The 21922-nt window shown below is 59.6% G+C and carries 35 protein-coding genes, 1 tRNA gene and 2 pseudogenes; 36 read left to right on the top strand and 2 right to left on the bottom strand.

Features of this window, described 5'->3' with window-relative positions:
* From WC683_13450 to WC683_13285, 34 genes and pseudogenes are all read left to right on the top strand, one after another.
* The coding region (locus WC683_13450; protein MFA4973611.1) for an elongation factor Tu at nucleotides 1-122 on the top strand (122 nt) is incomplete at its 5' end.
* Between the two features lie 17 nt (nucleotides 123-139).
* On the top strand, nucleotides 140-463 hold the full coding sequence (gene rpsJ / locus WC683_13445) for a 30S ribosomal protein S10 (GenBank protein ID MFA4973610.1): 324 nt from the start codon (nucleotides 140-142) through the stop codon (nucleotides 461-463).
* Nucleotides 464-509: 46 nt separating this feature from the next.
* Nucleotides 510-1115, top strand: a pseudogene (gene rplC, locus WC683_13440) (50S ribosomal protein L3).
* 168 nt (nucleotides 1116-1283) lie between these two features.
* On the top strand, nucleotides 1284-1904 hold the full coding sequence (gene rplD, locus WC683_13435) for a 50S ribosomal protein L4 (GenBank protein ID MFA4973609.1): 621 nt from the start codon (nucleotides 1284-1286) through the stop codon (nucleotides 1902-1904).
* Nucleotides 1901-2185: a 50S ribosomal protein L23 gene (rplW, locus tag WC683_13430; protein ID MFA4973608.1), complete on the top strand. Its 285-nt coding sequence runs from the start codon at nucleotides 1901-1903 to the stop codon at nucleotides 2183-2185. The genes rplD and rplW overlap by 4 nt, the downstream gene beginning before the upstream one ends.
* A 62-nt stretch (nucleotides 2186-2247) precedes the next feature.
* Nucleotides 2248-3075 carry a 50S ribosomal protein L2 gene (gene rplB, locus WC683_13425; GenBank protein ID MFA4973607.1) on the top strand — a complete coding sequence of 276 codons (828 nt, stop codon included), beginning with the start codon at nucleotides 2248-2250 and terminating at the stop codon, nucleotides 3073-3075.
* Nucleotides 3076-3097: 22 nt separating this feature from the next.
* Nucleotides 3098-3439, top strand: coding sequence for a 30S ribosomal protein S19 (gene rpsS / locus WC683_13420; protein MFA4973606.1), 342 nt, complete (start codon nucleotides 3098-3100; stop codon nucleotides 3437-3439).
* The gene (gene rplV, locus WC683_13415) at nucleotides 3439-3774 is read left to right on the top strand and encodes a 50S ribosomal protein L22 (GenBank protein ID MFA4973605.1); all 336 of its coding nucleotides are present in this window, start codon (nucleotides 3439-3441) and stop codon (nucleotides 3772-3774) included. Before rpsS ends, rplV begins: the two co-directional genes overlap by 1 nt.
* A 21-nt stretch (nucleotides 3775-3795) precedes the next feature.
* Nucleotides 3796-4467: a 30S ribosomal protein S3 gene (gene rpsC, locus WC683_13410; GenBank protein ID MFA4973604.1), complete on the top strand. Its 672-nt coding sequence runs from the start codon at nucleotides 3796-3798 to the stop codon at nucleotides 4465-4467.
* Nucleotides 4468-4482: 15 nt separating this feature from the next.
* Complete coding sequence (gene rplP, locus WC683_13405; protein ID MFA4973603.1) at nucleotides 4483-4908, top strand: 50S ribosomal protein L16; 426 nt, start codon at nucleotides 4483-4485, stop codon at nucleotides 4906-4908.
* Nucleotides 4895-5107: a 50S ribosomal protein L29 gene (gene rpmC / locus WC683_13400; protein MFA4973602.1), complete on the top strand. Its 213-nt coding sequence runs from the start codon at nucleotides 4895-4897 to the stop codon at nucleotides 5105-5107. The genes rplP and rpmC overlap by 14 nt, the downstream gene beginning before the upstream one ends.
* A gap of 3 nt (nucleotides 5108-5110) precedes the next feature.
* A complete protein-coding gene (gene rpsQ, locus WC683_13395; protein ID MFA4973601.1) occupies nucleotides 5111-5377 on the top strand; it encodes a 30S ribosomal protein S17 in 267 nt (88 codons plus the stop codon).
* 37 nt (nucleotides 5378-5414) lie between these two features.
* Nucleotides 5415-5783, top strand: a complete 369-nt coding sequence (gene rplN / locus WC683_13390; GenBank protein ID MFA4973600.1) for a 50S ribosomal protein L14 — start codon at nucleotides 5415-5417, stop codon at nucleotides 5781-5783.
* Nucleotides 5783-6103, top strand: a complete 321-nt coding sequence (gene rplX / locus WC683_13385) for a 50S ribosomal protein L24 (GenBank protein MFA4973599.1) — start codon at nucleotides 5783-5785, stop codon at nucleotides 6101-6103. The genes rplN and rplX overlap by 1 nt, the downstream gene beginning before the upstream one ends.
* Before the next feature lie 147 nt (nucleotides 6104-6250).
* Entirely contained in the window at nucleotides 6251-6814 is a 564-nt protein-coding gene (rplE, locus tag WC683_13380; protein MFA4973598.1) for a 50S ribosomal protein L5, read from the top strand.
* A 13-nt stretch (nucleotides 6815-6827) separates the two neighbouring features.
* Complete coding sequence (locus WC683_13375) at nucleotides 6828-7013, top strand: type Z 30S ribosomal protein S14 (protein ID MFA4973597.1); 186 nt, start codon at nucleotides 6828-6830, stop codon at nucleotides 7011-7013.
* Between the two features lie 46 nt (nucleotides 7014-7059).
* Nucleotides 7060-7458 carry a 30S ribosomal protein S8 gene (gene rpsH / locus WC683_13370; protein MFA4973596.1) on the top strand — a complete coding sequence of 133 codons (399 nt, stop codon included), beginning with the start codon at nucleotides 7060-7062 and terminating at the stop codon, nucleotides 7456-7458.
* 21 nt (nucleotides 7459-7479) lie between these two features.
* Nucleotides 7480-8043, top strand: a complete 564-nt coding sequence (rplF, locus tag WC683_13365; protein ID MFA4973595.1) for a 50S ribosomal protein L6 — start codon at nucleotides 7480-7482, stop codon at nucleotides 8041-8043.
* Nucleotides 8044-8046: 3 nt separating this feature from the next.
* Nucleotides 8047-8403, top strand: coding sequence for a 50S ribosomal protein L18 (gene rplR / locus WC683_13360; GenBank protein ID MFA4973594.1), 357 nt, complete (start codon nucleotides 8047-8049; stop codon nucleotides 8401-8403).
* A 1-nt stretch (nucleotide 8404) separates the two neighbouring features.
* Nucleotides 8405-8893, top strand: coding sequence for a 30S ribosomal protein S5 (gene rpsE / locus WC683_13355; GenBank protein MFA4973593.1), 489 nt, complete (start codon nucleotides 8405-8407; stop codon nucleotides 8891-8893).
* Entirely contained in the window at nucleotides 8890-9102 is a 213-nt protein-coding gene (rpmD, locus tag WC683_13350) for a 50S ribosomal protein L30 (protein MFA4973592.1), read from the top strand. Before rpsE ends, rpmD begins: the two co-directional genes overlap by 4 nt.
* 46 nt (nucleotides 9103-9148) lie before the next feature.
* Nucleotides 9149-9598, top strand: a complete 450-nt coding sequence (rplO, locus tag WC683_13345) for a 50S ribosomal protein L15 (GenBank protein ID MFA4973591.1) — start codon at nucleotides 9149-9151, stop codon at nucleotides 9596-9598.
* Nucleotides 9591-10898: a preprotein translocase subunit SecY gene (secY, locus tag WC683_13340; GenBank protein MFA4973590.1), complete on the top strand. Its 1308-nt coding sequence runs from the start codon at nucleotides 9591-9593 to the stop codon at nucleotides 10896-10898. Before rplO ends, secY begins: the two co-directional genes overlap by 8 nt.
* 3 nt (nucleotides 10899-10901) lie before the next feature.
* Nucleotides 10902-11579, top strand: a complete 678-nt coding sequence (locus WC683_13335; protein MFA4973589.1) for an adenylate kinase — start codon at nucleotides 10902-10904, stop codon at nucleotides 11577-11579.
* Nucleotides 11576-12322: a type I methionyl aminopeptidase gene (map, locus tag WC683_13330; GenBank protein ID MFA4973588.1), complete on the top strand. Its 747-nt coding sequence runs from the start codon at nucleotides 11576-11578 to the stop codon at nucleotides 12320-12322. Before WC683_13335 ends, map begins: the two co-directional genes overlap by 4 nt.
* Before the next feature lie 22 nt (nucleotides 12323-12344).
* Complete coding sequence (gene infA / locus WC683_13325; GenBank protein ID MFA4973587.1) at nucleotides 12345-12563, top strand: translation initiation factor IF-1; 219 nt, start codon at nucleotides 12345-12347, stop codon at nucleotides 12561-12563.
* A gap of 13 nt (nucleotides 12564-12576) precedes the next feature.
* Nucleotides 12577-12696, top strand: coding sequence for a 50S ribosomal protein L36 (rpmJ, locus tag WC683_13320; protein MFA4973586.1), 120 nt, complete (start codon nucleotides 12577-12579; stop codon nucleotides 12694-12696).
* 24 nt (nucleotides 12697-12720) lie between these two features.
* Entirely contained in the window at nucleotides 12721-13107 is a 387-nt protein-coding gene (gene rpsM / locus WC683_13315) for a 30S ribosomal protein S13 (GenBank protein ID MFA4973585.1), read from the top strand.
* A gap of 49 nt (nucleotides 13108-13156) precedes the next feature.
* A complete protein-coding gene (rpsK, locus tag WC683_13310) occupies nucleotides 13157-13576 on the top strand; it encodes a 30S ribosomal protein S11 (protein ID MFA4973584.1) in 420 nt (139 codons plus the stop codon).
* A gap of 27 nt (nucleotides 13577-13603) precedes the next feature.
* Nucleotides 13604-14230, top strand: a complete 627-nt coding sequence (rpsD, locus tag WC683_13305) for a 30S ribosomal protein S4 (GenBank protein MFA4973583.1) — start codon at nucleotides 13604-13606, stop codon at nucleotides 14228-14230.
* Between the two features lie 62 nt (nucleotides 14231-14292).
* A complete protein-coding gene (locus WC683_13300) occupies nucleotides 14293-15303 on the top strand; it encodes a DNA-directed RNA polymerase subunit alpha (protein ID MFA4973582.1) in 1011 nt (336 codons plus the stop codon).
* A 48-nt stretch (nucleotides 15304-15351) separates the two neighbouring features.
* A pseudogene (gene rplQ, locus WC683_13295) lies at nucleotides 15352-15699 on the top strand (50S ribosomal protein L17).
* A gap of 240 nt (nucleotides 15700-15939) precedes the next feature.
* A complete protein-coding gene (locus WC683_13290) occupies nucleotides 15940-16443 on the top strand; it encodes a TlpA disulfide reductase family protein (GenBank protein MFA4973581.1) in 504 nt (167 codons plus the stop codon).
* A 73-nt stretch (nucleotides 16444-16516) separates the two neighbouring features.
* Nucleotides 16517-16592 (top strand) — tRNA-Ala (locus tag WC683_13285).
* A gap of 34 nt (nucleotides 16593-16626) precedes the next feature.
* Here WC683_13285 and WC683_13280 read toward each other — a convergent pair.
* Nucleotides 16627-18324: a hypothetical protein gene (locus WC683_13280; GenBank protein ID MFA4973580.1), complete on the bottom strand. Its 1698-nt coding sequence runs from the start codon at nucleotides 18322-18324 to the stop codon at nucleotides 16627-16629.
* A 123-nt stretch (nucleotides 18325-18447) separates the two neighbouring features.
* A complete protein-coding gene (ftcD, locus tag WC683_13275) occupies nucleotides 18448-19419 on the bottom strand; it encodes a glutamate formimidoyltransferase (protein MFA4973579.1) in 972 nt (323 codons plus the stop codon).
* A gap of 413 nt (nucleotides 19420-19832) precedes the next feature.
* Here ftcD and WC683_13270 point away from each other — a divergent pair, with 413 nt between their 5' ends.
* Together WC683_13270 and WC683_13265 are read left to right on the top strand one after the other, a co-directional pair.
* Nucleotides 19833-21590 carry a class I mannose-6-phosphate isomerase gene (locus WC683_13270; protein MFA4973578.1) on the top strand — a complete coding sequence of 586 codons (1758 nt, stop codon included), beginning with the start codon at nucleotides 19833-19835 and terminating at the stop codon, nucleotides 21588-21590.
* 32 nt (nucleotides 21591-21622) lie between these two features.
* Nucleotides 21623-21922: sugar phosphate nucleotidyltransferase (locus WC683_13265; protein ID MFA4973577.1), on the top strand; the 300-nt coding region annotated here is incomplete at its 3' end.

The following is a 21922-nucleotide window of genomic DNA, read 5'->3' as shown; positions in this document are numbered from 1 at the left end:
ACAACGTGACGGCGGACATCGAGTTGATAATGCCGATCGCGATGGAGAAGGAGCTTCGTTTCGCGGTGCGCGAGGGCGGCCGTACGGTCGGCGCCGGCGTGGTCACCGAGATAATAGAATAACAGCTAAAGAGGTGAACATGAGCACGCAAGAGAAGGGGCAGAAGATACGCATCAGGCTGAAGGCCTATGATCACAAGCTCCTGGATCAGTCCGCATCTGAGATCGTGAACACGGTTCAGCGGACCGGCGCCAGGCTTGCGGGCCCTATCCCGCTCCCCACGAAGATCGAGAAGTATTGCGTGCTCAGGAGTCCCCATGTGGACAAGCGCTCGCAGGAGCAGTTCGAGATACGCACCCACAAGAGGCTGGTGGACATACTCGAGCCCACGCAGCAGACGGTCGATGCGCTCATGAAGCTCGAGCTTTCTTCAGGAGTGGATGTCGAGATAAAAATGATATGAGGCAGAACAGGCCGGCGCATTGAGCGCCATACTGAAAGAGGCTTTTATGCTGGGTCTTATAGGAAAAAAGGTTGGCATGACGCAGATCTTCGATGAAGGCGGCGAGTTTACGCCTGTCACCGCCATCGAAGTCGGCCCCTGCACGGTGGTGCAGAAGATGCTCGCTGAGAAGGAGGGCTACGGCGCGCTGCAGCTCGGCTTCGGCCCCGCTAAGGCGAAACGGCTTTCCAAGGCGGAGCGCGGCCACTTTGAGAAGAAGGGTCTTCCGATGTTTTCTCACCTGCGCGAATTCCGCACGTGCAAGACGGAGGGCTTCGAAGTGGGCGACGAACTCATCGCGGCCGGATTCAAATCGGGCGATCTGATCAGCGTCACGGGCGTCACCAAGGGCCGCGGGTTTCAGGGCGTGATAAAGCGCCACGGCAAGCACGGCGGCCCTGCCTCGCATGGCTCGGATTTCCACAGGCGTCCCGGCTCGATCGGCATGAGGACATGGCCGGGTCGCGTCCCCAAGAACATGAAGATGCCCGGACACATGGGCTGCGATCGGGTGTCGGTGGATGGACTGAAGGTGGTGGCGGTAAGGCCGGACGACAACGTGATACTGGTCCAGGGTTCGGTGCCAGGCGCCAGAGGCGGATTGCTTCTGGTGGTCCCGCAGGACGTCTCTTTCGAGACGAGGCCCGAACTCAAGAGGGGCAAGGCCGGCGCCGGCAGCGCCAAGGCCGAGATGGCCGCTTTGCCCGAGCAGAATGCTGAACCTGTGGCCCAGGAGAGCAAGTAAAGGCGTCCTCTGAGAGGGGCGCAAAGGAGTGAAACCGTGAAGGAACCGGTCCTCAACATAAAGAACGCGAAGGTGGGAGAGATCGAACTCGATGATTCTATCTTCGGGATCGCGCCCAAGACTGCGCTGCTCTACGAAATCGTGAAGATGCAGAGGGCGAGCCGCCGCAGCGGCACTGCATCCTGCAAGACCAGGGGCCAGGTGAGCGGCACGACCGCCAAGATGTATCGCCAGAAGGGCACCGGAAGGGCCCGTCACTGCGACGCCAAGGCGAACATCTTCGTAGGCGGTGGCAAGGCATTCGGCCCCAAGCCCCGCGACTACAGCTACAGGCTTCCTTCCGAGGCGCGCCGCGGCGGGCTCAGACAGGCGCTCTCTCTGAAGAAGGCGGAGGGAAAGCTCATCATAGTCGATGAGCTGCCGCTCAAGGAGATCAAGACCAAGACGATGGTGGATGGGCTCAAGAATCTGGGCGCTACGAACGCCCTGATTGTTATCGCTGAGGAAAACGACATCCTTCGTAAGTCCGTGCGGAACATCCGTGACGTGCGCATGGTCCGCTGGGAAGGGCTGAATGTCTACGACCTCATGCGGTTCGATCGCGCCGTCATCACGAGGCCTGCGCTTGAGAAGGTAGAGGAGGTGCTGAGGCCATGAACATATTCGAGGTTATAAAGAAGCCGGCGGTCACGGAGAAAAGCACGGCCGCGCAGGAGCACAACAAATACTCGTTCGCTGTGAACCCTAAGGCCACGAAGCACGACATACGCAGGGCGGTGGAGGGTGTGTTCAAGGTGACGGTGGAGGACGTGCACACCATATCGATGCCCGCGAAGTACAAGCGCGTGGGCAAGAGCGCGGGGAAGACCTCCCCGTGGAAGAAGGCGATCGTCACCCTCAAAGAGGGAGACCGAATCGAGTTCATGGAAGGCGCGTGAGCGACGAGTTGCTGAAGCTAAACACAAACGACATTGAGGCAGTCACATAGAAGAGGGCAGCCATGGTAATAAAGAGTTACGCACCGATAACACCTGGGCGCCGCGGAATGACCGCATATGATTTCTCAGAGCTTTCATCCAAGAAGCCTGAGCGTAAGCTGACCGAGGTGCTCCAGAAACACGCCGGCCGCAACTGCAACGGCAGGATCACGTCGTTCCACAGGGGCGGCGGCGCGAAGATGAAGTATCGCATGATCGACTTCAAGCGCGACAAGCGGGACATCCCCGCCTGCGTCAAGGCGCTGGAGTACGATCCGAACCGTTCGGCCCGCATCGCCCTGGTGGCTTACGCGGACGGAGAGAAACGCTACATCCTGGCTCCGGTGGGGCTCAGCGTGGGCGATTCGCTCATGGCCTCGGCAGGCGCCGAGATCCAGCCCGGCAATTCGCTCCCCCTCTCCAATATTCCGCTGGGCACCTCGATACACAATATCGAGCTCAGGCCGGGAGAGGGCGGCAAGATCGTCCGCAGCGCTGGCAGTGTGGCGCAGCTCATGGCACGCGACGACAACTACGCCCAGATCAAACTCCCCTCGGGCGAGGTGAGGATGGTGCACATCAACTGCTGGGCGACGATAGGCCAGGTCGGCAACGTCGACCACGAGAACGTGGAGCTAGGCAAGGCAGGCCGCGTGCGCCACATGGGATGGAGGCCGCACGTCAGGGGCACGGCGATGAACCCGGTCGACCATCCTCATGGCGGAGGCGAGGGACGCACCAAGGGCGGACGTCACCCGGTGACCCCGTGGGGCAAACCGACCAAGGGCGCTAAGACCAGAAGCTGCGTTCGCACTACGCGCTTCATAGTGAGCGACAGAAGGGCGAAGTAACAATTACACGAGAGGACATGATATGGCTCGTTCGTTAAAGAAAGGCCCGTTCATAGACGATCACCTCCTGAACAAGGTGAAGAGGGCTCAGGAGACGCGGGACAGACAGCTGATCAAGACGTGGTCGCGTCGCTCCACTGTGATCCCCGACATGGTCGGGCTCACTATAGCGGTCCATAACGGGCGCAAATTTATCCCGGTCTTCATCACGGAGAACATGGTCGGTCACAAGCTTGGCGAGTTTGCGGCCACAAGGGTCTTTCGCGGACACTCCGGCGAAAAGAAGACCACAGTCGCAACGACGGCAGCAGCTCCCACGGCGGCCGCTCCGGCGGCTGCAACCGGTGCGACCGGAGGTGCATGATGGCAGCGACGGCTAAGATAAAGATGATTCGCATTACCACCCGGAAGGTGAGGGTCGTTGCGGATCAGGTCAGGGGCAAGGGTGTCCAGGAGGCGATCGACTATCTCACCTTCTGCCGCCGCAGGTCCGCGCGTCCCCTTCTCAAGCTCATCAAGTCCGCGGTCTCCAATGCGGACACCAAGGGTGGCATGGATCTGGACAAGCTGTTCGTGAAGGAGCTCCTGGTGGACAAGGGCCCCACTATGAAACGCTGGATGCCGAGGGCAAGGGGTTCGGCCACTCCGGTGCTGAAGAAATCGAGCAAGGTGAGCATAACGCTGGAGCAGCGCGCTTAGCGCCAGGGATCGGGAGCTGACATGGGACAGAAGACACATCCAACTGGTTTCAGGCTCGGGGTGAGCAAGACGTGGAACTCGAAGTGGTACTCCTCCAAGGAGGGCTATCGCAAACAGGTCCACGAGGACCTCTTTATCCGCGAGGAGATAAAGAAGAGGCTCGAGCACACCGGCGTCTCCAAGATTGAGATCGACCGCGCAGCCGGCAAGGTGACGGTCAATATCTTTACCTCGAGGCCGGGGCTGGTCATCGGAAAGAAGGGCGCAGGCATCGATGCGCTCAAGCTCGACATAAAGAAGAGGGTTTCGACGGCCGAGGACGTCCAGGTGAACATCCGCGAGGTTCGAAAGGCCGAGATCGACGCCCAACTGGTAGCGGAGAACGTGGCGCAGCAGCTCCTCAGACGCATTGCGTTCCGCCGTGCGATGAAGAAAGCGGTTGTTTCGGCGATGAAGCTCGGCGCCGAAGGCATCAAGATACAGTGCGCCGGCAGGCTCGGCGGCGCGGAGATCGCCAGGTGTGAGTGGTATCGCGAGGGCAGGGTGCCTCTGCACACGCTGCGCGCTGACGTGGAATACGGTTTTTCAGAGGCGAGGACGACCTTTGGAATCATCGGAGTCAAGGCCTGGGTCTACAAGGGAGAGATACTCCCCGAGAAGAATCAGCCGGCGCTGCCGGGTCAGGCTCGGTAGAGGGAGCGAGGAACGATGCTACAGCCAGCGAAGACAAAATACAGGAAGCAGCAGAAGGGCAGGCTCCGCGGCGTCGCTTGGAGGGGCTGCAATCTCTCGTTCGGAGACTACGGCCTCCAGGCATTGTCGCACGGGTGGGTCACGTCGAGGCAAATAGAGGCCGCGCGCATGGCCATGAGCCGCGCCACGAAGCGCGGCGGCAAGCTCTGGGTGAGGATCTTCCCCGACAAGCCGATCACCAAGAAACCGGCGGAGACCAGGATGGGCAAGGGAAAGGGGTCGCCGGAGGAATGGGTCGCCCCGATCAAGCGCGGCAGGATGCTCTACGAGATAAAGGGCGTCTCCGCCGACATAGCGTGCGAGTCGCTGAGGTTGGCGTCGCACAAGCTTCCTCTCAAGACTAAGATCGTCGTGCGGGAGGTATACCGTGAAGCCAAGTGAGGTGAGGGAGAAGTCGGTCGCAGATCTTTTGAAGGCCGCGGAGGAATTGACCGACGGGCTCTTCAGACTGCGTTTTCGCAAGGGCTCCGGCCAGCTCAAGGAGACCGCGAATATAAGGAAGACGAGGCGCGACCTCGCCCGCGTGAAGACTGTAATCCGCGAGCGCGAGCTTGAGGCCCGCTCGAAAGGAGGCGCGTAAACTATGTCTGGCATCGAATCGCGCAAGTTGAGGACAGGGGTCGTCGTTAGCGCCGCCATGGACAAGAGCGTGACCGTCCAGGTGGAGCGCACCGTCAAGGATCCGGATTTCGGCAAGTACCTGAGGCGCCGTAAGAAGTATATGGCGCATGACGAGAAGAACGAGTGCAAGAAGGGCGATATGGTCGCCATCCGCGAGTGCCGTCCCCTCTCCAAGCGCAAGTGCTGGAGGGTCGTGGAGGTGCTCGAGAAGGCTTCGGGAGTCGAGTGACGCGGCGGGCGGGAAACGCCCCCTGCAGGAGAGACATATGATTCAGCAGATGACAGAATTACTGGTCGCCGATAATTCCGGCGCCAAACTCCTCCGCTGCATAAAGGTGCTGGGCGGAACCAGGCGCCGCTATGCCGGCGTCGGCGACATCATCGTCGTCTCGGTCAGGGAGGCGATGCCCAAGGCCAAGGTGAAGAAGGGCGACGTGAAGAAGGCCGTGATCGTTCGCACGAAGAAGGAGATCAAGCGCAGCGACGGTTCCACGATTAAGTTCGATGAGAACTCCGCAGTCTTGATCAGCGACCAGGGCGAGCCGATCGGTACGCGCATATTCGGGCCGGTCGCGAGGGAGCTGCGTGCGCGCAAATACGTGAAGATCATATCGCTGGCTCCGGAGGTTCTCTGATGAAGATACGCAAGGGAGACATGGTCAAGGTGATCGCCGGCAAGGACAAGGGCAAGACCGGCAAAGTGCTCCGCATGGACGCGGAAAAGAGCCGCGTATGGATCGAGCACCTCAACACGGTGAAGCGTCACCAGAAACCCACGCAGACGCACAGGCAGGGCGGCATCATCGAGAAGGAAGCTCCTCTCTCCATCTCGAACGTCATGTACTACGACGAGAAAGCGGCCCGCCCTTCGCGCATAGGCTACAGGATGGAAAAGGGCGTGAAGGTCCGTTACGCGAAGCGTTCCGGCGAGGTGATCACAGTAGCTAAAGCATGAGCCGCAAGGCGCTGAAGGAGGGACAAAGTGTCCGAAGATAAGGCCAAGAATAAGGCCAAAGACAACGTAAAAAAGAAAAAGGCCGAGGGTAAGCCCGCGAAGGATACCGTCGCAGAGGCTGCCCCGAAGGAGAAAGTGCGCCGCGAGCTGAAGCCGAAGGTTCCGACGGAGATCGAGGTCAGATACACGCAGGAGTGCGTGCCGGCGCTCATGAAACAGTTCGGCTTCAAGAACATCATGAGGGTACCGCGTCTCGAGAAGATAGTGCTCAACACCTCGATGAAGGAGGCGCTCCAGGACATAAAGGTGCTGGAGAACGCGGCCGAAGAACTCGCACTTATCACCGGCCAGCGTCCCTGCATCACCAAAGCCAAGAAATCGATCGCAAACTTCAAATTGCGCAAGGGCCAGTCGATCGGCGCGAGGGTTACGCTCCGCGGCAAGGCGATGTACGACTTCATGAACAAGCTCGTGAACGTAGCTCTCCCCCGCGTCAGGGATTTCAAAGGCGTGCCGCCAAAGTCGTTTGACGGCCGCGGAAACTATACGCTCGGCCTGACCGAGCAGGCGATATTCCCCGAGATCAATGTGGACAGGATACAGAGGGTAAACGGCATGAATCTTACGTTCGTGACTTCGGCAAAAAATGACGAGGAGGGCAAGGCGCTGCTCGCCCTCCTGGGTATGCCGTTCAGGAGCGAAAAAGAATAGCACAGGAGAAGGTATGGCCAAGACATCCTTGATCGTGAAGTCGCAGCGCAAGCCGAAGTTCAAGGCCCGCGCATACAACCGTTGCCCGATCTGCGGCAGGGCCAGGGGCTACATGCGGCGCTTCGACATGTGCCGCATATGCTTCAGGAACATGGCCCTGAGGGGCGATCTTCCTGGCGTCATGAAGTCGAGCTGGTAAACCGGCGCCGCATGAAAGAGGCGCAACGAAAATGAGGTGAACTGATATGCCTGTCAACGACCCGATTGCCGACATGCTAACGCGCATACGCAACGCTGTGCACGCGAAGCACGTCAATGTGCTCGTACCCCATTCCGGTATAAAGGAAGCGCTCGCTCGCGTGCTCGCCGCCGAAGGTTTTGTCAAAGAGGTGGACGTGGCGGGCGAGGGGGTCCGGAAATCGATCGTCATCACCCTCAAGTACATGCCTTCGGGCGATCCGGTCTTCAGGAGCCTGGAGCGCACGAGCAAGCTGGGGAGGCGCTGCTACATCGGCGCTTCCGATATACGCCCGAACAGACAGGGCGTCGGGACCGCGATACTCACGACCTCCAAGGGCGTGATGAAGGATGTGGACGCAAAGAGGCTGGGGCTGGGCGGAGAGATCCTCTGCACCGCCTGGTAACAGACCAAGGGAGATCAGCACATGTCTCGCATAGGAAAAAGGCCGGTGGTCGTCCCCAAGGGCGTTACCGCCAACATCAACGGAACAGTGGTCGTGGCCAAGGGCCCGAAAGGGGAGCTTTCGCTGGACGTCAGCCCGCAGCGGTATTCGGCGGTCAGCGTCGAGTTCAAGGAGGGCGCCTTCACGGTTACCAGACGGGAGGAGAGCATACGCAGCCGCTCCGAACAGGGTTTGGTCCGCGCCCTCCTGCAGAACATGATGACCGGACTCTCCGAGGGGTTCACGAGGGAGCTCGAGATCGTGGGCGTGGGCTACAAGGCCGAGAGCAAGGGCAAGACCCTCGGACTGAGCCTGGGGTTCAGCCATCCGATCGACTACGAGATACCGGCGGGCATTAAGATCGACGTCGAGAAACAGACCCGCATCAAGATCAGCGGCGCTGACCGCCACCTGGTCGGCGAGGTAGCGGCCCAGATTCGCAGGATGAGGCCGCCTGAACCGTACAAGGGGAAGGGTATCAAATATTCTGATGAAGTCATACGCCGCAAGGTCGGCAAGGCCGCAGCGGGCGCGACAGGAGGTTGATCCATGAGCATGATTCTTACAGGCCGTGAGCGCCGCAAACAGCGCATACGCAAGAAAATCTCCGGAACGACGGAAAGACCGAGGCTATCCGTATTCCGCAGCCTCAAGCACATCAGCGCCCAGGTGATCGATGACGGTTCGGGCAAGACGCTGTGTGCGGCTTCGACCTACGAAAAGGGCCTGAATTCGGGCGTGAAGACCGGCAATCGCTCCGCGGCCAAGCTGGTCGGCGAGGCGATCGCGGAGCGCGCCAAGTCAAAGGGCATAGAGAAAGTGGTCTTCGATCGCAACGGGAGCATATTCCATGGCCGTGTCAAGGAACTCGCAGACGCTGCGCGGCAGAAAGGATTGAAGTTCTGATATGAGGAATAACTTTGAGCAAGGCGCCAAATCAGAGCTGATCGAGCGCGTCGTCCACATCAGCCGCGTCGCCAAGGTCGTCAAGGGCGGTAAGCGCTTCAGCTTCTCCGCGCTGGTGGTCGTGGGCGACGGCAACGGCCGCGTAGGGTTCGGCCTCGGCAAGGCGAAGGAAGTCCCGGCCGCCATCAAGAAGGGGACCGAACAGGCCAAGCGCGAGATGGTGAAGGTGCAGGTCCTTGCAGACACCATACCGCACGAGGTGCTCGGTCGCTTCGGCGCAGGCAAGGTCGTGATGAAGCCTGCCTCGCCCGGAACGGGCGTCATCGCCGGCGGTCCGGTCCGCGCCGTGGTCGAGGCGGCGGGCATCAGGAACATACTCACGAAGTGCATAGGCACCAACAACCCGCATAACGTAGTCAAGGCGGCCTTGAACGGGCTGGAGCAGCTGATCTCGCCCGAGCTGAAGGCGCTCATGAGGACAGGGCAATGACCAAGGCGATAAAGGTTAAACTGGTGAGGAGCGTTTGCGGCAGGATCCCCAAACAGCGCGAGACGGTGCTCGGATTGGGGCTCATGCGCACCGGCGATGAGCGCGTGCTGGAGGATACTCCCTCCGTGCGCGGGATGGTCGCGAAGGTTTCGCATCTGGTGTCGATAACGGAGGAAGGGCTCTCAATGGCCCCCGGCGGCAAGCGCTGACCGTGAAGAGTGCTGCGCGTCGATGGCGCAGCGAGGAGAATTCAAGATGAGGCTTAACGAGATACCCAGGCCTGTCGGGAAGCAGTCGAAGCGCGTGAAGAGGGTCGGACGCGGAAACTCTTCCGGATGGGGCCAGACTGCGGGCCGCGGCCACAAGGGTCAGAAGGCGCGCGCCGGATCCGGCGGCAAGATAGGTTTTGAGGGCGGACAGATGCCTCTCTCGCGCAGACTCCCGAAGCGCGGTTTCACGAACATATTCAGGATCGACTACGCGATCGTCAACTTGGACCAGCTTGCGAAGCTGGCATCCGGCACGGAAGTCACGCTTAAGTCCCTCAGGGAACAGGGCATCGTGAAGAAGGGCAAGGAAGGCCTCAAGGTGCTGGGCAGGGGTGAGCTCTCAGGCGCGCTGACCGTGAAGGCGGCCGCGTTCTCCGAGTCCGCCAGGAAAAAGATCGAGGCTGCAGGGGGAAAGGCGGAGGTAGTTCGTGGCTGATAGCATCACCAATATTGCGAAGATACCCGAGCTGAGGAAGAGGATCATCTTCACGATTCTCATGCTCGGAGTCTACAGGATCGGGATATTCGTGCCCGCTCCGGGCATCTCGGCGGATGCGGTGAAGAGCATCGTGTCTCAAGGGACGGTCTTTGAAATCTTCAATCTCTTCTCCGGAGGCGCGCTCTCGCAGTTCTCGGTCTTCGCTCTGGGCATAATGCCCTACATCAGTTCTTCGATCATATTCCAGCTCCTCGCGGTGGTGGTGCCTTCGGTGGCCAGCATGCAGAAGGAGGGCGAGGCGGGCCGGAAGAAAATAATGCAATACACGCGCTACGGCACGGTGGTGCTCTCGCTGATCCAGGGGCTGGGCATAAGCATCGGGCTCAAGCAGCAGGGCGCGGTGCTCCCCGGCGTGCCGACATGGGAGTTTTATTTGACGACGATGATCACGCTCTCGGCCGGCACCGCTTTTCTCATGTGGCTGGGCGAGATCATAACCGAGCGTGGCATCGGCAACGGTATATCTCTCATAATATTCGCAGGCATCGTCACGCGCATACCCGTAGGGTTCCGCGACGCATGGGCGACGAAGGATCAGTACGGCGGGTTCTTCGGGTTCCTGGTGCTGCTCGCGGCCATAGCCCTCATCATCGGAGTCATCATCTACGTCGAAAGGGCTTACCGCAAACTGCCGGTCCAGTATGCGAAGCGCGTGGTCGGCAACAAGATGTACGGCGGGCAATCCTCTTTCCTGCCGCTCAAGGTCAATACCGCGGGCGTTATCCCGGCGATATTCGCCTCCTCCATCATCATGTTCCCGGCGACCATAGCGCAGTTCTCGCCCGGCGGAGTGATGCAGAAGGTGGCAGCCACGCTCTCGACAGGCTGGTTTCACAGCGCTCTCTACGGCGGGCTGATCATCTTCTTCGCCTATTTCTACACCGCGGTCACATTCAACCCGGTGGACGTGGCTGACAACATGAAGAAGTACGGGGGCTTCATCCCGGGGCTCAGGCCAGGAAAGAATACCTCCGATTATATAGACAGGGTGCTGACCCGCATCACTTTGGGTGGTGCGCTGTACGTGGCGGGCATATGCCTGTTGCCGTATTTCCTCATCCAGAAATTCGGCATACCGTCTTCGCTGGCGTACACCTTCGGAGGTACGTCCCTGCTCATCGTCGTGGGCGTCGCGATGGACTCCCTGGCTCAGATCGAATCCCACCTGCTTACGCGCCATTACGAGGGATTCCTCGGCGCGAAGGCGGGCGGAAAGTTCCGCGGAAGGAGAGGCTAGGCGATGTCGGGAGTGGTGAGAATAATCCTGATGGGCCCCCCCGGCTGCGGAAAAGGCACGCAGGGTAAGATGGTGGGCGAGCGCTATTCCATACCGCAGCTCTCCACGGGTGACATGCTCAGGGCTGCGGTGAAGGAAGGAACTGAGATAGGCCGCAAGGCTCGCTCCTTCATGGAGAGCGGCGCGCTGGTCCCCGACGATGTGATCGTCGGGATTATGAGGCAGAGGCTCTCCGGTTCGGACTGCAGCAAGGGCTACGTGCTCGACGGTTTTCCGCGTACGGTCGCCCAGGGCGAGGCGCTCGATCGGATGCTTTTTGAGACGAAGCAGGGTCTGCTCGCGGCGATCAACCTCGACGTCCCTGACGATGAGGTCGTGAGACGCATAGCGGGTCGCAGGCAGTGCGGGAAGTGCGGAAACAATTATCACGTGATGTTCAAGAAACCCTCGAAGGAGGGGATCTGCGACGACTGCGGATCCGCGCTTATCCAGAGGGCCGACGATAACGAGGAGACCGTCCGCGCGAGACTCGCGAACTACAAACGCCAGACGGAGCCGCTCCTCAGCTATTACGAGGGCAAGGGGCTGCTCGCCAATGTGAAGGGCACGGGCAGCATAGACGAGATATTCAGAAACGTATGTTCTTTGATTGATAGAAGGGTTGCCTCGGAAAATAAATGATCACCCTCAAGTCACGAGACGAGGTTGAAAAGCTGAGGGCGGCCAATCTTATCGTCGCCGAAACGCTGGTGAAGATAAGAGAGGCCATCGTCGCGGGCATCACGACCATGGACCTCGAGAGGATAGCCGTCGAGCACATCGAGTCCAGAGGCGCTGTGCCGGCTTTCCCGACCGTGCCGGGTTACAGGCATGCGCTCTGCGTCTCCGTGAACGAGGAGGTCGTCCACGGCATACCGGGGAAGCGGAGGCTCAAGGAAGGCGACATAGTGAGCGTGGATTGCGGAGTCATCCTTGACGGTTTCTACGGGGACCATGCGATTACGTTCCCGGTAGGAAAGATCGGCGATGAGGCGTCGAGGTTGATCGAAGCGTCCAAACGGGCCCTGAACATGGGCATCAAGGCGGCGCTGGTGGGGGGGCACCTCCACGATATATCCGCCGCCATCGAGAGGACCGCGACGGAAGCAGGGTTCTCCGTGGTCCGCGATTATGTAGGACACGGAATCGGACGCGCGCTTCATGAGGACCCGCAGGTGCCGAACTTCGGCGTCGCCGGCACAGGCATGAAGCTCAGGCGAGGCTTGGTGGTAGCGCTGGAGCCGATGCTGAACGCTGGCACGCACGAGGTGGAGGTCCTCCCGGACGGCTGGACGGTCGTCACAAAGGACCGCAGGCTTTCGGCGCATTTCGAACACGTGGTGGCCGTGATGGAGAACGGGCCGGAAGTTCTCACGGTGTTATAGGAAGAAGGAGACTAGAGGCTGCATGCCCAAACAGGAAGCGATACAGGTGGAAGGTAAGGTTTTGGAGACGCTCCCCAACGCGATGTTCAGGGTTGAGCTCCCGAACGGGCACAAGGTCTTAGCACACGTGTCCGGAAAGATGAGGATGCATTTTATAAAGATACTGCCGGGCGACAGCGTCACCATCGAGCTGTCACCGTACGATCTGTCGAGGGGCAGGATCATATACAGGGCAAAATGATCGGAGGAGTGAGATGAAGGTTCGTTCGTCAGTCAAAAAGATTTGCGACAAGTGCAAGATCATCCGCCGTCGCGGGATCGTCAGGGTGATCTGCCCGAACCCCAAGCACAAGCAGAGGCAGGGGTATAAATAGTACGAGGATAATAAGGAGCGAGACATGCCACGCATAGCCGGTGTAGACATCCCTGGTAAGAAGAGGTCGGTGATAGCTCTTACCTACATCTACGGGATAGGGAATACGACCTCAAAGAAGGTCCTCAAGATGGCCGGGATCGACGAGAGTCTCAGGGCCGACGATCTCACCGAGACGCAGATCGCCAAGATACGCGAGGTGCTCGAGTCCGGCTTCAAGGTCGAGGGAGACCTGCGCAGGGAGATCCAGGGCAACATAAAACTGCTGAAGGACATCGGCACCTACAGGGGCCAGAGGCACATCCGCAAACTGCCCTGTCACGGTCAGCGTTCGCGCACCAACGCCAGGACTGCGAAGGGCCGCAAGCGCATCGCGGTCGCTGGCAAGAAGCTGGCTCCGATGACCAAGTAGCGGGATATAATTGGCGCGGCCTTGAGGTTTCGGCCCGCGGGAGGATATGATGGCGACTGCTGAGAGTGCGGTAGAAGTCAAAAAAACGCAACCGAAGAAGGGCAAGAAGCGGACGAAGAAGAACGTGCCGGTCGGCATCGTCCACATCCGCTCCACCTTCAACAACACGATCGTGACGGTCACGGATCTGAAGGGCAACGTGATATCGTGGTCCTCCTCCGGCGTGCGCGGGTTCAAGGGTTCGCGCAAAAGCACGCCGTTTGCGGCTCAGTTGGCCGCCGAGGATGCGGTGCGAAAGGCGTACGACCACGGGCTCCGGTCGGCGGTCGTTCTGGTGAAGGGCCCTGGCATCGGCCGCGAATCGGCGCTCAGGGCGCTGACCAAGACCGGAGTCAAGGTGACCGGCCTAAGGGACATCACGCCGATCCCGCACAACGGATGCAGGCCGCCGAAGAAGAGAAGGGTTTGATAACGGGTCACGGATTTTGGAGGAAAAATGGCAAGGTATCGTGAATCATATTGCAGTCGATGCCGCAGCGGCGGCATGAAGCTCTTCCTCAAGGGAGACCGCTGTTTCGCGGACAAGTGCTCCTTCGAGCGCAGGCAATACGCGCCGGGCCAGCACGGGCAGGCCCGTCGCAAGCTCTCGGACTACGGCACGCAGCTGCGCGAAAAACAGCGCGCCAAGCAGATGTACGGCGTCTTGGAGAAACAGTTTCGCCGCTATTTCAAGATGGCCGACAGGATGAAGGGCGTCACCGGCGATAACCTTCTCATCCTGCTCGAACGCAGGCTCGACAACATGGTCTACCGCATGGGTTTCGCGCGCTCGCGCAACCAGGCGAGGCAGCTCGTCTGCCACGGCCACTTCAGCATCAACGGCCGCACGGTCAACGTTCCGTCCTATCTCGTGAGGCAGGGCGACGCGGTGGTCGTTCGCGAGAAGAGTCGCAAGGTGGCGGCGATAGTCGAGGCGATGGAGTCGGTCGAGAGACGCGGGCTGCCGGAATGGCTCATGCTCGAGAAGGACAAATTCCAGGCGAAGGTCATGGCCTACCCGGCCCGCGAACAGCTCACCATGCCGATACAGGAGCAGTTGATCGTGGAGCTGTATTCCAAGTAAATTTTTGATGCGTCGTGGAGCCGGCGGCGTGTGGCCGGCGTGGAGGCGCAAAGGAGGATGGAATGTTCAGAAACTGGAGAAGGCAGATAAGGCCCAGGGGACTTGAGTTTGACAAGGAAGAGCTCACCCCGACCTACGGCAAGTTCGTGGCGAGACCCTTGGAGCGCGGCTTCGGCATCACGCTGGGCAACGCGCTGCGCAGGGTCCTCTTGTCGTCGCTGCAGGGCGCCGCTGTGACCTCGCTGCACATCGACAACGTGCTCCACGAGTTCACCAGCATCCCGGGGGTGAAGGAAGACATCACCGACATCGTGCTCAACGTCAAGCAGCTGAGGCTCAAACTCCACGAGGGGGAGACCGATCAGATAAAATTGGAGGTGCAGGGCGAGAAGGAGATCAAGGCCAAGGACCTCGTCACTTCAGAGAAGATCGAGATCCTCAACCCGGAGCTGCATATCGCGACCGTCGGCCCGGAGGGGAAACTGAAGGTTTCGATGGCGGTCAGGATGAACAAGGGCTATGTGCCTGCGGAGCAGAACAAGCGGCCTGAGGATCCTGTGGGAGTCATTCCTATCGACTCAATTCACACCCCCATCATCCGTTGCAACTACAATGTGACGAACGCCCGCGTGGCCCAGCGCACCGACTACGACAAACTCACGATGGAGATCACGACCGACGGCTCCGTTCGTCCCGACGACGCGCTGGCCTTCGCGGCGAAGATACTCAAGGAACAGCTGCAGATATTCATCAACTTCGACGAGGTCTTCGAGCCGGCGGAAGAGAGCGTGCTCGAGGAGAAGCCGGCGTTGAACGAGAACCTCTATCGCCGCGTCGACGAGCTGGAGCTCTCGGTGCGCTCGGCGAATTGCCTGCAGAACGCGAACATCAAGTATATAGGCGAGCTCTGCCAGAAGTCCGAGCCGGAGATGCTGAAGACCAAGAACTTCGGGCGCAAGTCGCTCAACGAGATAAAGGAGATCCTCACGAGCATGGGGCTCGCGCTCGGCATGAAGATCGACGGGTTCACCGTTGAGGACGCGGAGCGGTACAGGCCGAAGGACGTGGAATAAAGCTGTAACACGTGACCATCGATCGATGAACAGGAAAAGGATTAATATATGAGACATCATTGTGCTACGAGCAAACTGGGGCGCACGAGGGCCCATCGCGACGCGATGCTGGCCAACATGGCGGCATCCCTCATCAGACACGGCAGGATCGAGACGACGCTTCCGAAGGCCAAGGTTCTGCGTTCCATCGCGGACCGCATGGTCACTCTCGGCAAACGCGGAACTGTCGCGGCGCGCAGGCGCGCCATTTCGATCATCCGTGACAAGAAGGCCGTGAAGATCGCATTCGATGACCTGGCCCCGCGCTTCGCCGAGAGACAGGGCGGATACACAAGGCTGCTCAAACTCGGTTGGCGCCACGGCGACGCCGCCCCCATGGCCTCTATCGAGTACCTCGGGGCCGAGGGCAGGACCCCTGTGGGCGATGAGGCCGAGCACGGGCATAAGAAAGCCCCTGTGAAGGCAAGGGCCGAGAAGCGGCACGTTAAGACGGCGAAGGGGGATGCTAAGAAATTCGCCGCCAAAAAGGTAGCGAAACCGCATGCGGAGAAGAGGGCGAAGATGGCCAACCCGCATACGAGGAAGGTCGCTTCGAAAGGCAAGTCGAGCAGAGAGGGATAATATCGGGCCTTCGACATGAGAAAGCTGTGGATAGCAGCGATAGCGGCCGGCATCGCCTTAGTGGCGATGTCGGCCTTGCAATATCTGACGCGCCCCGACGAGGGCGACGTAGCCCCGGGATTCAATCTGCGCTCCCTGGATTCGGAAGTCGTGAGCCTCGATGGCTTCCGGGGCAGGCCTGTGATCTTACATTTCTGGGCCGCCTGGTGCGGGGCGTGCAGGCAGGAGTTTCCGTCGCTTGCGCGCCTGCAGTCGGACTTTGAAGAGGAGGGGCTTGCGGTGCTGGCGATCTCCTTGGACGAGAGTCGGGAGGAGGCTGCCGCGTTCGTGGCTTCCGTCATCAAGTCCGGCATGGTCGTGCTCATGGATACCGATGGCACGGTTGCGGATTCCTACCAGAGCTATGCCGTGCCCGAGACATTTCTTATCGACAGGGATGGCAGGATTGTCTGGCGCAGGGCGGGTCCGGTGGACTGGGATTCCGCAGAGGTGCGCGCGCGCGTGAAGGAACTCAGTTGACTTTCAGGGGCTTATAAAAGATATATCCAAAACCGTAACAAGGCGGCGAGTTCTTTAACAACGTCGGGTAATTGGGGCTGTAGCTCAGTTGGGAGAGCGCTTGAATGGCATTCAAGAGGTCGAGGGTTCGACTCCCTTCAGCTCCACCAAGAGAAGAGGCCGCTTTCAGCGGCCTCTTTTTTGTCAGATGTTCTTCAGGTGCATGAGGTTGAGTCCCATGTTCATCATGGTCCGCGGGCCCGGGAACATGGGCAATCTCCTGCCTGCGATCATGTAATTTCCGATCCCGCCGTCCATTCTGTATTTTGCTGTGAAGTTGAGCGATAGCTGGGTCCCGCCGGTCGTGCCCCTGCGCTTGAGCTTGCGCGGTCCGTTGCCGCGGGTTCGCACGGTAGCGGCCTGAGCCTCTGCTTTGGCCGGCGCCTTTGCCGCAGGGGAGCGACGCTTGGGTTTGTCGATCTTCAGGGGCAGGGCGCCTATGCGCTTCTCAGCTGCGATCTTTGCAAGCTCCTCCGCCTTCTGCGGGGCGATCGCGCCCGGGAATTTTTCATCCAGGGCCGCAAGGAGCCTCGAAAGGTCCACGCCAGCCTGTGCCATCTGCGTGAGTTTCGCCATGAACGGCTCAGGCGCTCCGCTGATCGAGAACATGCCGCGCCTGAATCCCAGCTTCTTTTCGCAGAAGGAACCGATGTCCGGGCAGGTGGAGCGGTCGTTCTTGCTGATGTGTGTCGCGAGCCTTCCTGCGAGGCTTCCCAGCGGGAACGTGTGCCACTCCAGCATGTTCTGGAGCGTGAATCTCTCCATTGAATCAAGCTGCACGTCCCTTCGCTTGAGGAGTTGCATGACATTTGCATAGGTGAGCGGGTGCACGAAGTGCGCTGCAAGATCCATGATCCCGGGACCGAGCAGGGGGTCCGCCCTGTGGAGCGCGAGTATTTCCCAGTACAGCCTCTTGACCGCGACTCCGTCGTACTCCATCTCGCCGCGCACGCTGCTTTCCATCGCTACGTAGTTGGCCACCGCCCTCGCGCGCTCGTCAGCCTTGTCCTCCCAGTACATCCTGTTTATCGCCTTCTCCACATCGGCAGGGCTCATGCCCTTGGCCTTGATGTCCTCGTGCCACGCATGCATGTGAGCGATCTCGGCTTTCCTCTGTGCCACGAGGGAGGGGAAGGGCTGCTGCAGCGTCCCCTCGGCCAGATAGGCGGCAAAGATATTGGTCAGGACCATGCGCCAGCCGCTCCACTGCCGCCACTCCTGCATCACGTCCTCGCGGCCGTTGATCGCGGAGGTGAAGTAAGACTTCGGATCGTTCGGGTTGTCGAACTTCGGCCTCGGCAGCATGTGGAGCCTGCGGTTCTGCCTCGTGGCGGCCAGGATCGTGGCCGCCATCTTTCTCGCAAGGCCCTTGTCCACCTTCTTCTTTGCCTCCCGCATCTTCGCGCCTGCGGCAAAGCCTAGGCCCGATAGGAGCTGTTCGCTCCATTTCTCAGGGGTCATCTCCTGCGGCCGATGGATGTTCTGAATCCTCTTCTTCAGGGTGGCTGTGAGTTGGTCGCTTGTGCGCGGCTCCTCTTCCTCCTCGCGCGGCACGGCCGGGTCTTCGTAGACCATGATCGTTTCATCGGAAGAGGGGGAGGGCCTGGCGATCACCGGCAGGGCTGAGAAGCGCGGGCCCTGCAGTTCACGGATGAGCCAGTTCTCTGCAATCGCACTGCGGTGCTCCTTCTTATGTTCATAGGCCTGGAAGGCCCTTATCGTGTCGTACTGGCCTTTCCTTGCTGCCTTTACAAAGGGCCTGACCTCCTCAGGCAGCACGCCGCGGTCGATCTGATCGCTCACGTAGTTGATGGTGCTCTGGATCCGTTTTGTGACTTTCATGGCTGTCCCTTCCCCTTGAGGTGATATTTTCTATCTTCATTTTTCGGAATATTGCGGGAAATGTTGCTTAAAATATTTATCTTTAAATATCAATAAGTTGTAGATATTAATTAAACCTTTGATTCAGGCCTGTTTCAAGCGTTCTTCGATGATCTTCTGCCTGGGATCGAATTTTCTCAGCTCATCCAGGCCAAGGCCCTGGATCGCCGCATCCGCGATCCTGCCCTCATCATTCTCGTTTTCCGATGAATAATATCTGCCCGCGTCCATGAGCGCGCGCTTCGGCACCATGCCCACGATCTCGCTTCCGTCCACGCGCGCGTTGAATTTTTTCGCGAGTTCGGCGCACGCCTCGAAGACAGAGTGAAGCGGCGTGGCGACAATATCGAGGATGTTCGTGGTCACCTGCGCGCGGCCGTACTCCGGTATCATCCATCCCATGGCCTGCAGCGACTCGAAGCGGCGCGAGCCGTTTCCCGACGACCTTATCTCCGCAGCGATCTCTTTCGCTATGAGCACGTCGTCCGTATCCAGGTTCATGTTGAAGGCCACTAGGATATTGCGCGCGCCGATCGCTGTTGCGCCTGATTTCGCGTTGAACTCCGCAGGCCCGAAATCGGGCCTCCATTCCGGCGCCTCCATCTTCTCCGCCAGCCGCTCGTACCCGCCCCTGCGTATATCCGCGAGCCTCCTGCGCAGAGGGGAGCGCGCAGCTTCGGCGTAGAGATAGACCGGGATGCGAAGTTCTTCGCCGACCTTCTCGCCGAGCCGCTGCGCGAGCGAGACGCATTCCTGCATCGAGGCGTCGATCAGGGGGACAAAGGGGCAGACGTCGCACGCACCGATCCTGGGGTGCGCGCCGTGGTGGTTGCGCATGTCGATGAGCTCCGCCCCCTTCTGAATTGATCTGAACGCGGCCTCGATGATGTCATCCGGTGCGCCGGCAAACGTGTAGACCGTGCGGTTGGCGCCGGACCCTGAGTCGACGTCCATGAGCGTGACCTTGTCGACGGAGCGGATCGCAGCCGCGATCGCCTCGATGGTCGCGCTGTCCTTGCCTTCGCTGAAGTTGGGAACGCATTCGATGATCTTCATCATGACCCATATAGAAGAAAACCCTCTGGAGCGCAAGAAATGGGGTCCAGGTCAAGATTGACGGCAAAACCGCATGAAATGGCTGTTTAAAGGCAGTCGCGTCGAGAGGCCCCTTCGGCTCCTGTCTCAAAGGGCGAGAGAATTTAAAGGAGTTGTGGTCAAAAGTGCTTGAAATCATGGGGAAATATGTATACACATCGTATAATATCCAAGGCATGATCATCCGTTGTTCAGGCCCTGCGATGGATCGGTCGCGGACCGATGTTTGATAGCAACATTTTCGCGCAATCGGCGAAAATGCAGGTGCAGGACATGGTTTCAATATTTTATCAGCAGAGGGGATGTCGAAGTTGCCGGCAAATGATATTTGAGATAGTTTTGCATCGATGATCGGAGTTCAATAGGGAGGTCTGATGGCTCTTGTGGGCAACATGACAATCGGCGGTATGACGCCGTTCAAGGGCAGCATCGTAAATACTTCAATAACGATCAGGGTAGGGAATATGCCTTTGTCTGCAGATTCATTTTTCATGGCCCCATGCTGCGGCATGCAGGCGGAACCCTCCGGCCTTTCGGTGCATGGCGGATTTTTTGCCGCTTCGCGCACCGGCGGCAGCGGCTCCGGCGCACGCAGCGCACAGGGCCCTCGCCGGCCGACGCCTCCGTCTGGCGGCGGCGGCTCCGGCGGAGACCCGAAGCTCAAGGGGCATTTCAAGACAATCTTGGAGAGGACTTCCACGCCTGAGAAGGAGTTGGATCTTCTCGAGGATGCGATCACTGGAGGCGAGGACGGATTTCGCTGGATGGAGATGGTGCGCAGGGCGGTTGCCGGCGACGCCGACTTCTCGGAGCTCATGGCAAGGCCCCTGGCCAGGAAACTCTTTGATATGACGAGGAGCGTGCTGGCCCCTTTGCCGGATAACTTTACGTCCGAGGAACGCACGCCGTGGGGAGGCACGCTTATACCCCGCATGAAGAAGGGGCTGGGCAAATGGGGCAAAGACTTGGTGGTCGGTGAGTCTTGGGAGATCTCGGGCCATCCCAAATTCCCCAACAGGTTCGCACTGAGCTACGCAGGCAAAAGGACCACGATCGAGATCCGGCAGCTGGAGGCCATGTTCTCGAATAATCTGTACGGAGGCTTTGCCCCGGCCAACGAAGTCAGATCCATGCCTTTTCTGGTAAAACTGCTCAACTCCGGCGGATGGGAGGAGTACAAGGGCGAGCTCGCGGTCATCCTGACCGAACTGGATGAGAAGAAGGAGGCCGTCGGGTTGAGAAAGCAGCTGGGGCTGCATGCTTCGCTTGTCGAACTGGTAGGCAGGAACAACGACGAGATACACCAGGGCATATTGAACATAGAGAATCGGGCAGACGGCGATTACCCCGAGATCGCCGAGCTCAGGGCCCTCCACAGGCGCATGCTGACGAAGAACCTATCGGTGCAGGTACATCCGGATTCTGATTTCAAGGGCCTGAAGCCGGGCGAACACTCCAAGACCGAGGCATGGATCATCATCGGCGCTGAAGATGGCGCCGGCATATATCTCGGGCTCAAAGAGGGCGTGACGAAGGAGCAGTTTGCAGCGGCGCTCAATTCAGGGGATGACGTGACTCGCTTCCACAACTTCGTTCCGGTCTATGCAGACGACGTCTTCTTCATCCCGGCCGGGACGATACATGCCATAGGCGCAGGCGTGATTCTGGTGGAGCCGCAGGAGACATCCGAGACCACCTACCGCGTCTTCGATTACGGCAGGCTGGACGACAAAGGGAGGCCGAGGCAGCTCCACGTGGATCAGGCCATAGCGGCGACGATCTGGGACGGCCCCAGGGGGCAGGATGCGATTTCGAAACTCCGCAGGATGCCCGAGACAGTCCCTTCATCCGGGGAAAACGCCCAGATAGTTGAGAGGCTCTTTGACGAGGATTTCGCCAGGAGCGAGCGGCTCACCCTGACCAAGGACGAGGTCTTCTCGGGCGAGGGCGGGGCGTTTAGGGGATACATGGTCATCGACGGGGGCGTCTCGGTCATCAAGGGCAAGGACAACTCGATCCAGGGTGAATTCATGCGCGGCCAATCGTTCATCGTGCCTGCGGCCATGGGCGACTTTATAATCAAGAATTCTTCGAACCGCGCAGTCCTTATAGAGACGTCCGCGGTCAGATGACAAAAGCCGCCTTGCGCGGCAGGAGGGGACAGATGAAGGTGATGAACAACATTTATGCGATAATCCTGGCCGGCGGCGAGGGGACTCGTTTCGTGCCGTACAGCACCCCCGAGATGCCCAAGCAGTTTTTGCACATCACGGACAGCGGCCGCACGATGATACAGCAGACGTACGATCGCATACGCAGGTTCGTGCCCGCCGATCGCTGCTTCGTATCCACGAACGAGAAGTACCGCGCCCTCGTCCGGAAGCAGCTCCCCGATGTCCCGAATGAGAACATCATAGCCGAGCCGCGCAAGAAGAACACCGCGCCGGCCATCGCGCTCGCGTGC

It is taken from the genome of bacterium (assembly GCA_041648665.1).
GTDB lineage: Bacteria > UBA10199 > UBA10199 > 2-02-FULL-44-16 > JAAZCA01 > JAFGMW01.
This window is presented reverse-complemented; position numbering and strand designations above follow the sequence as displayed.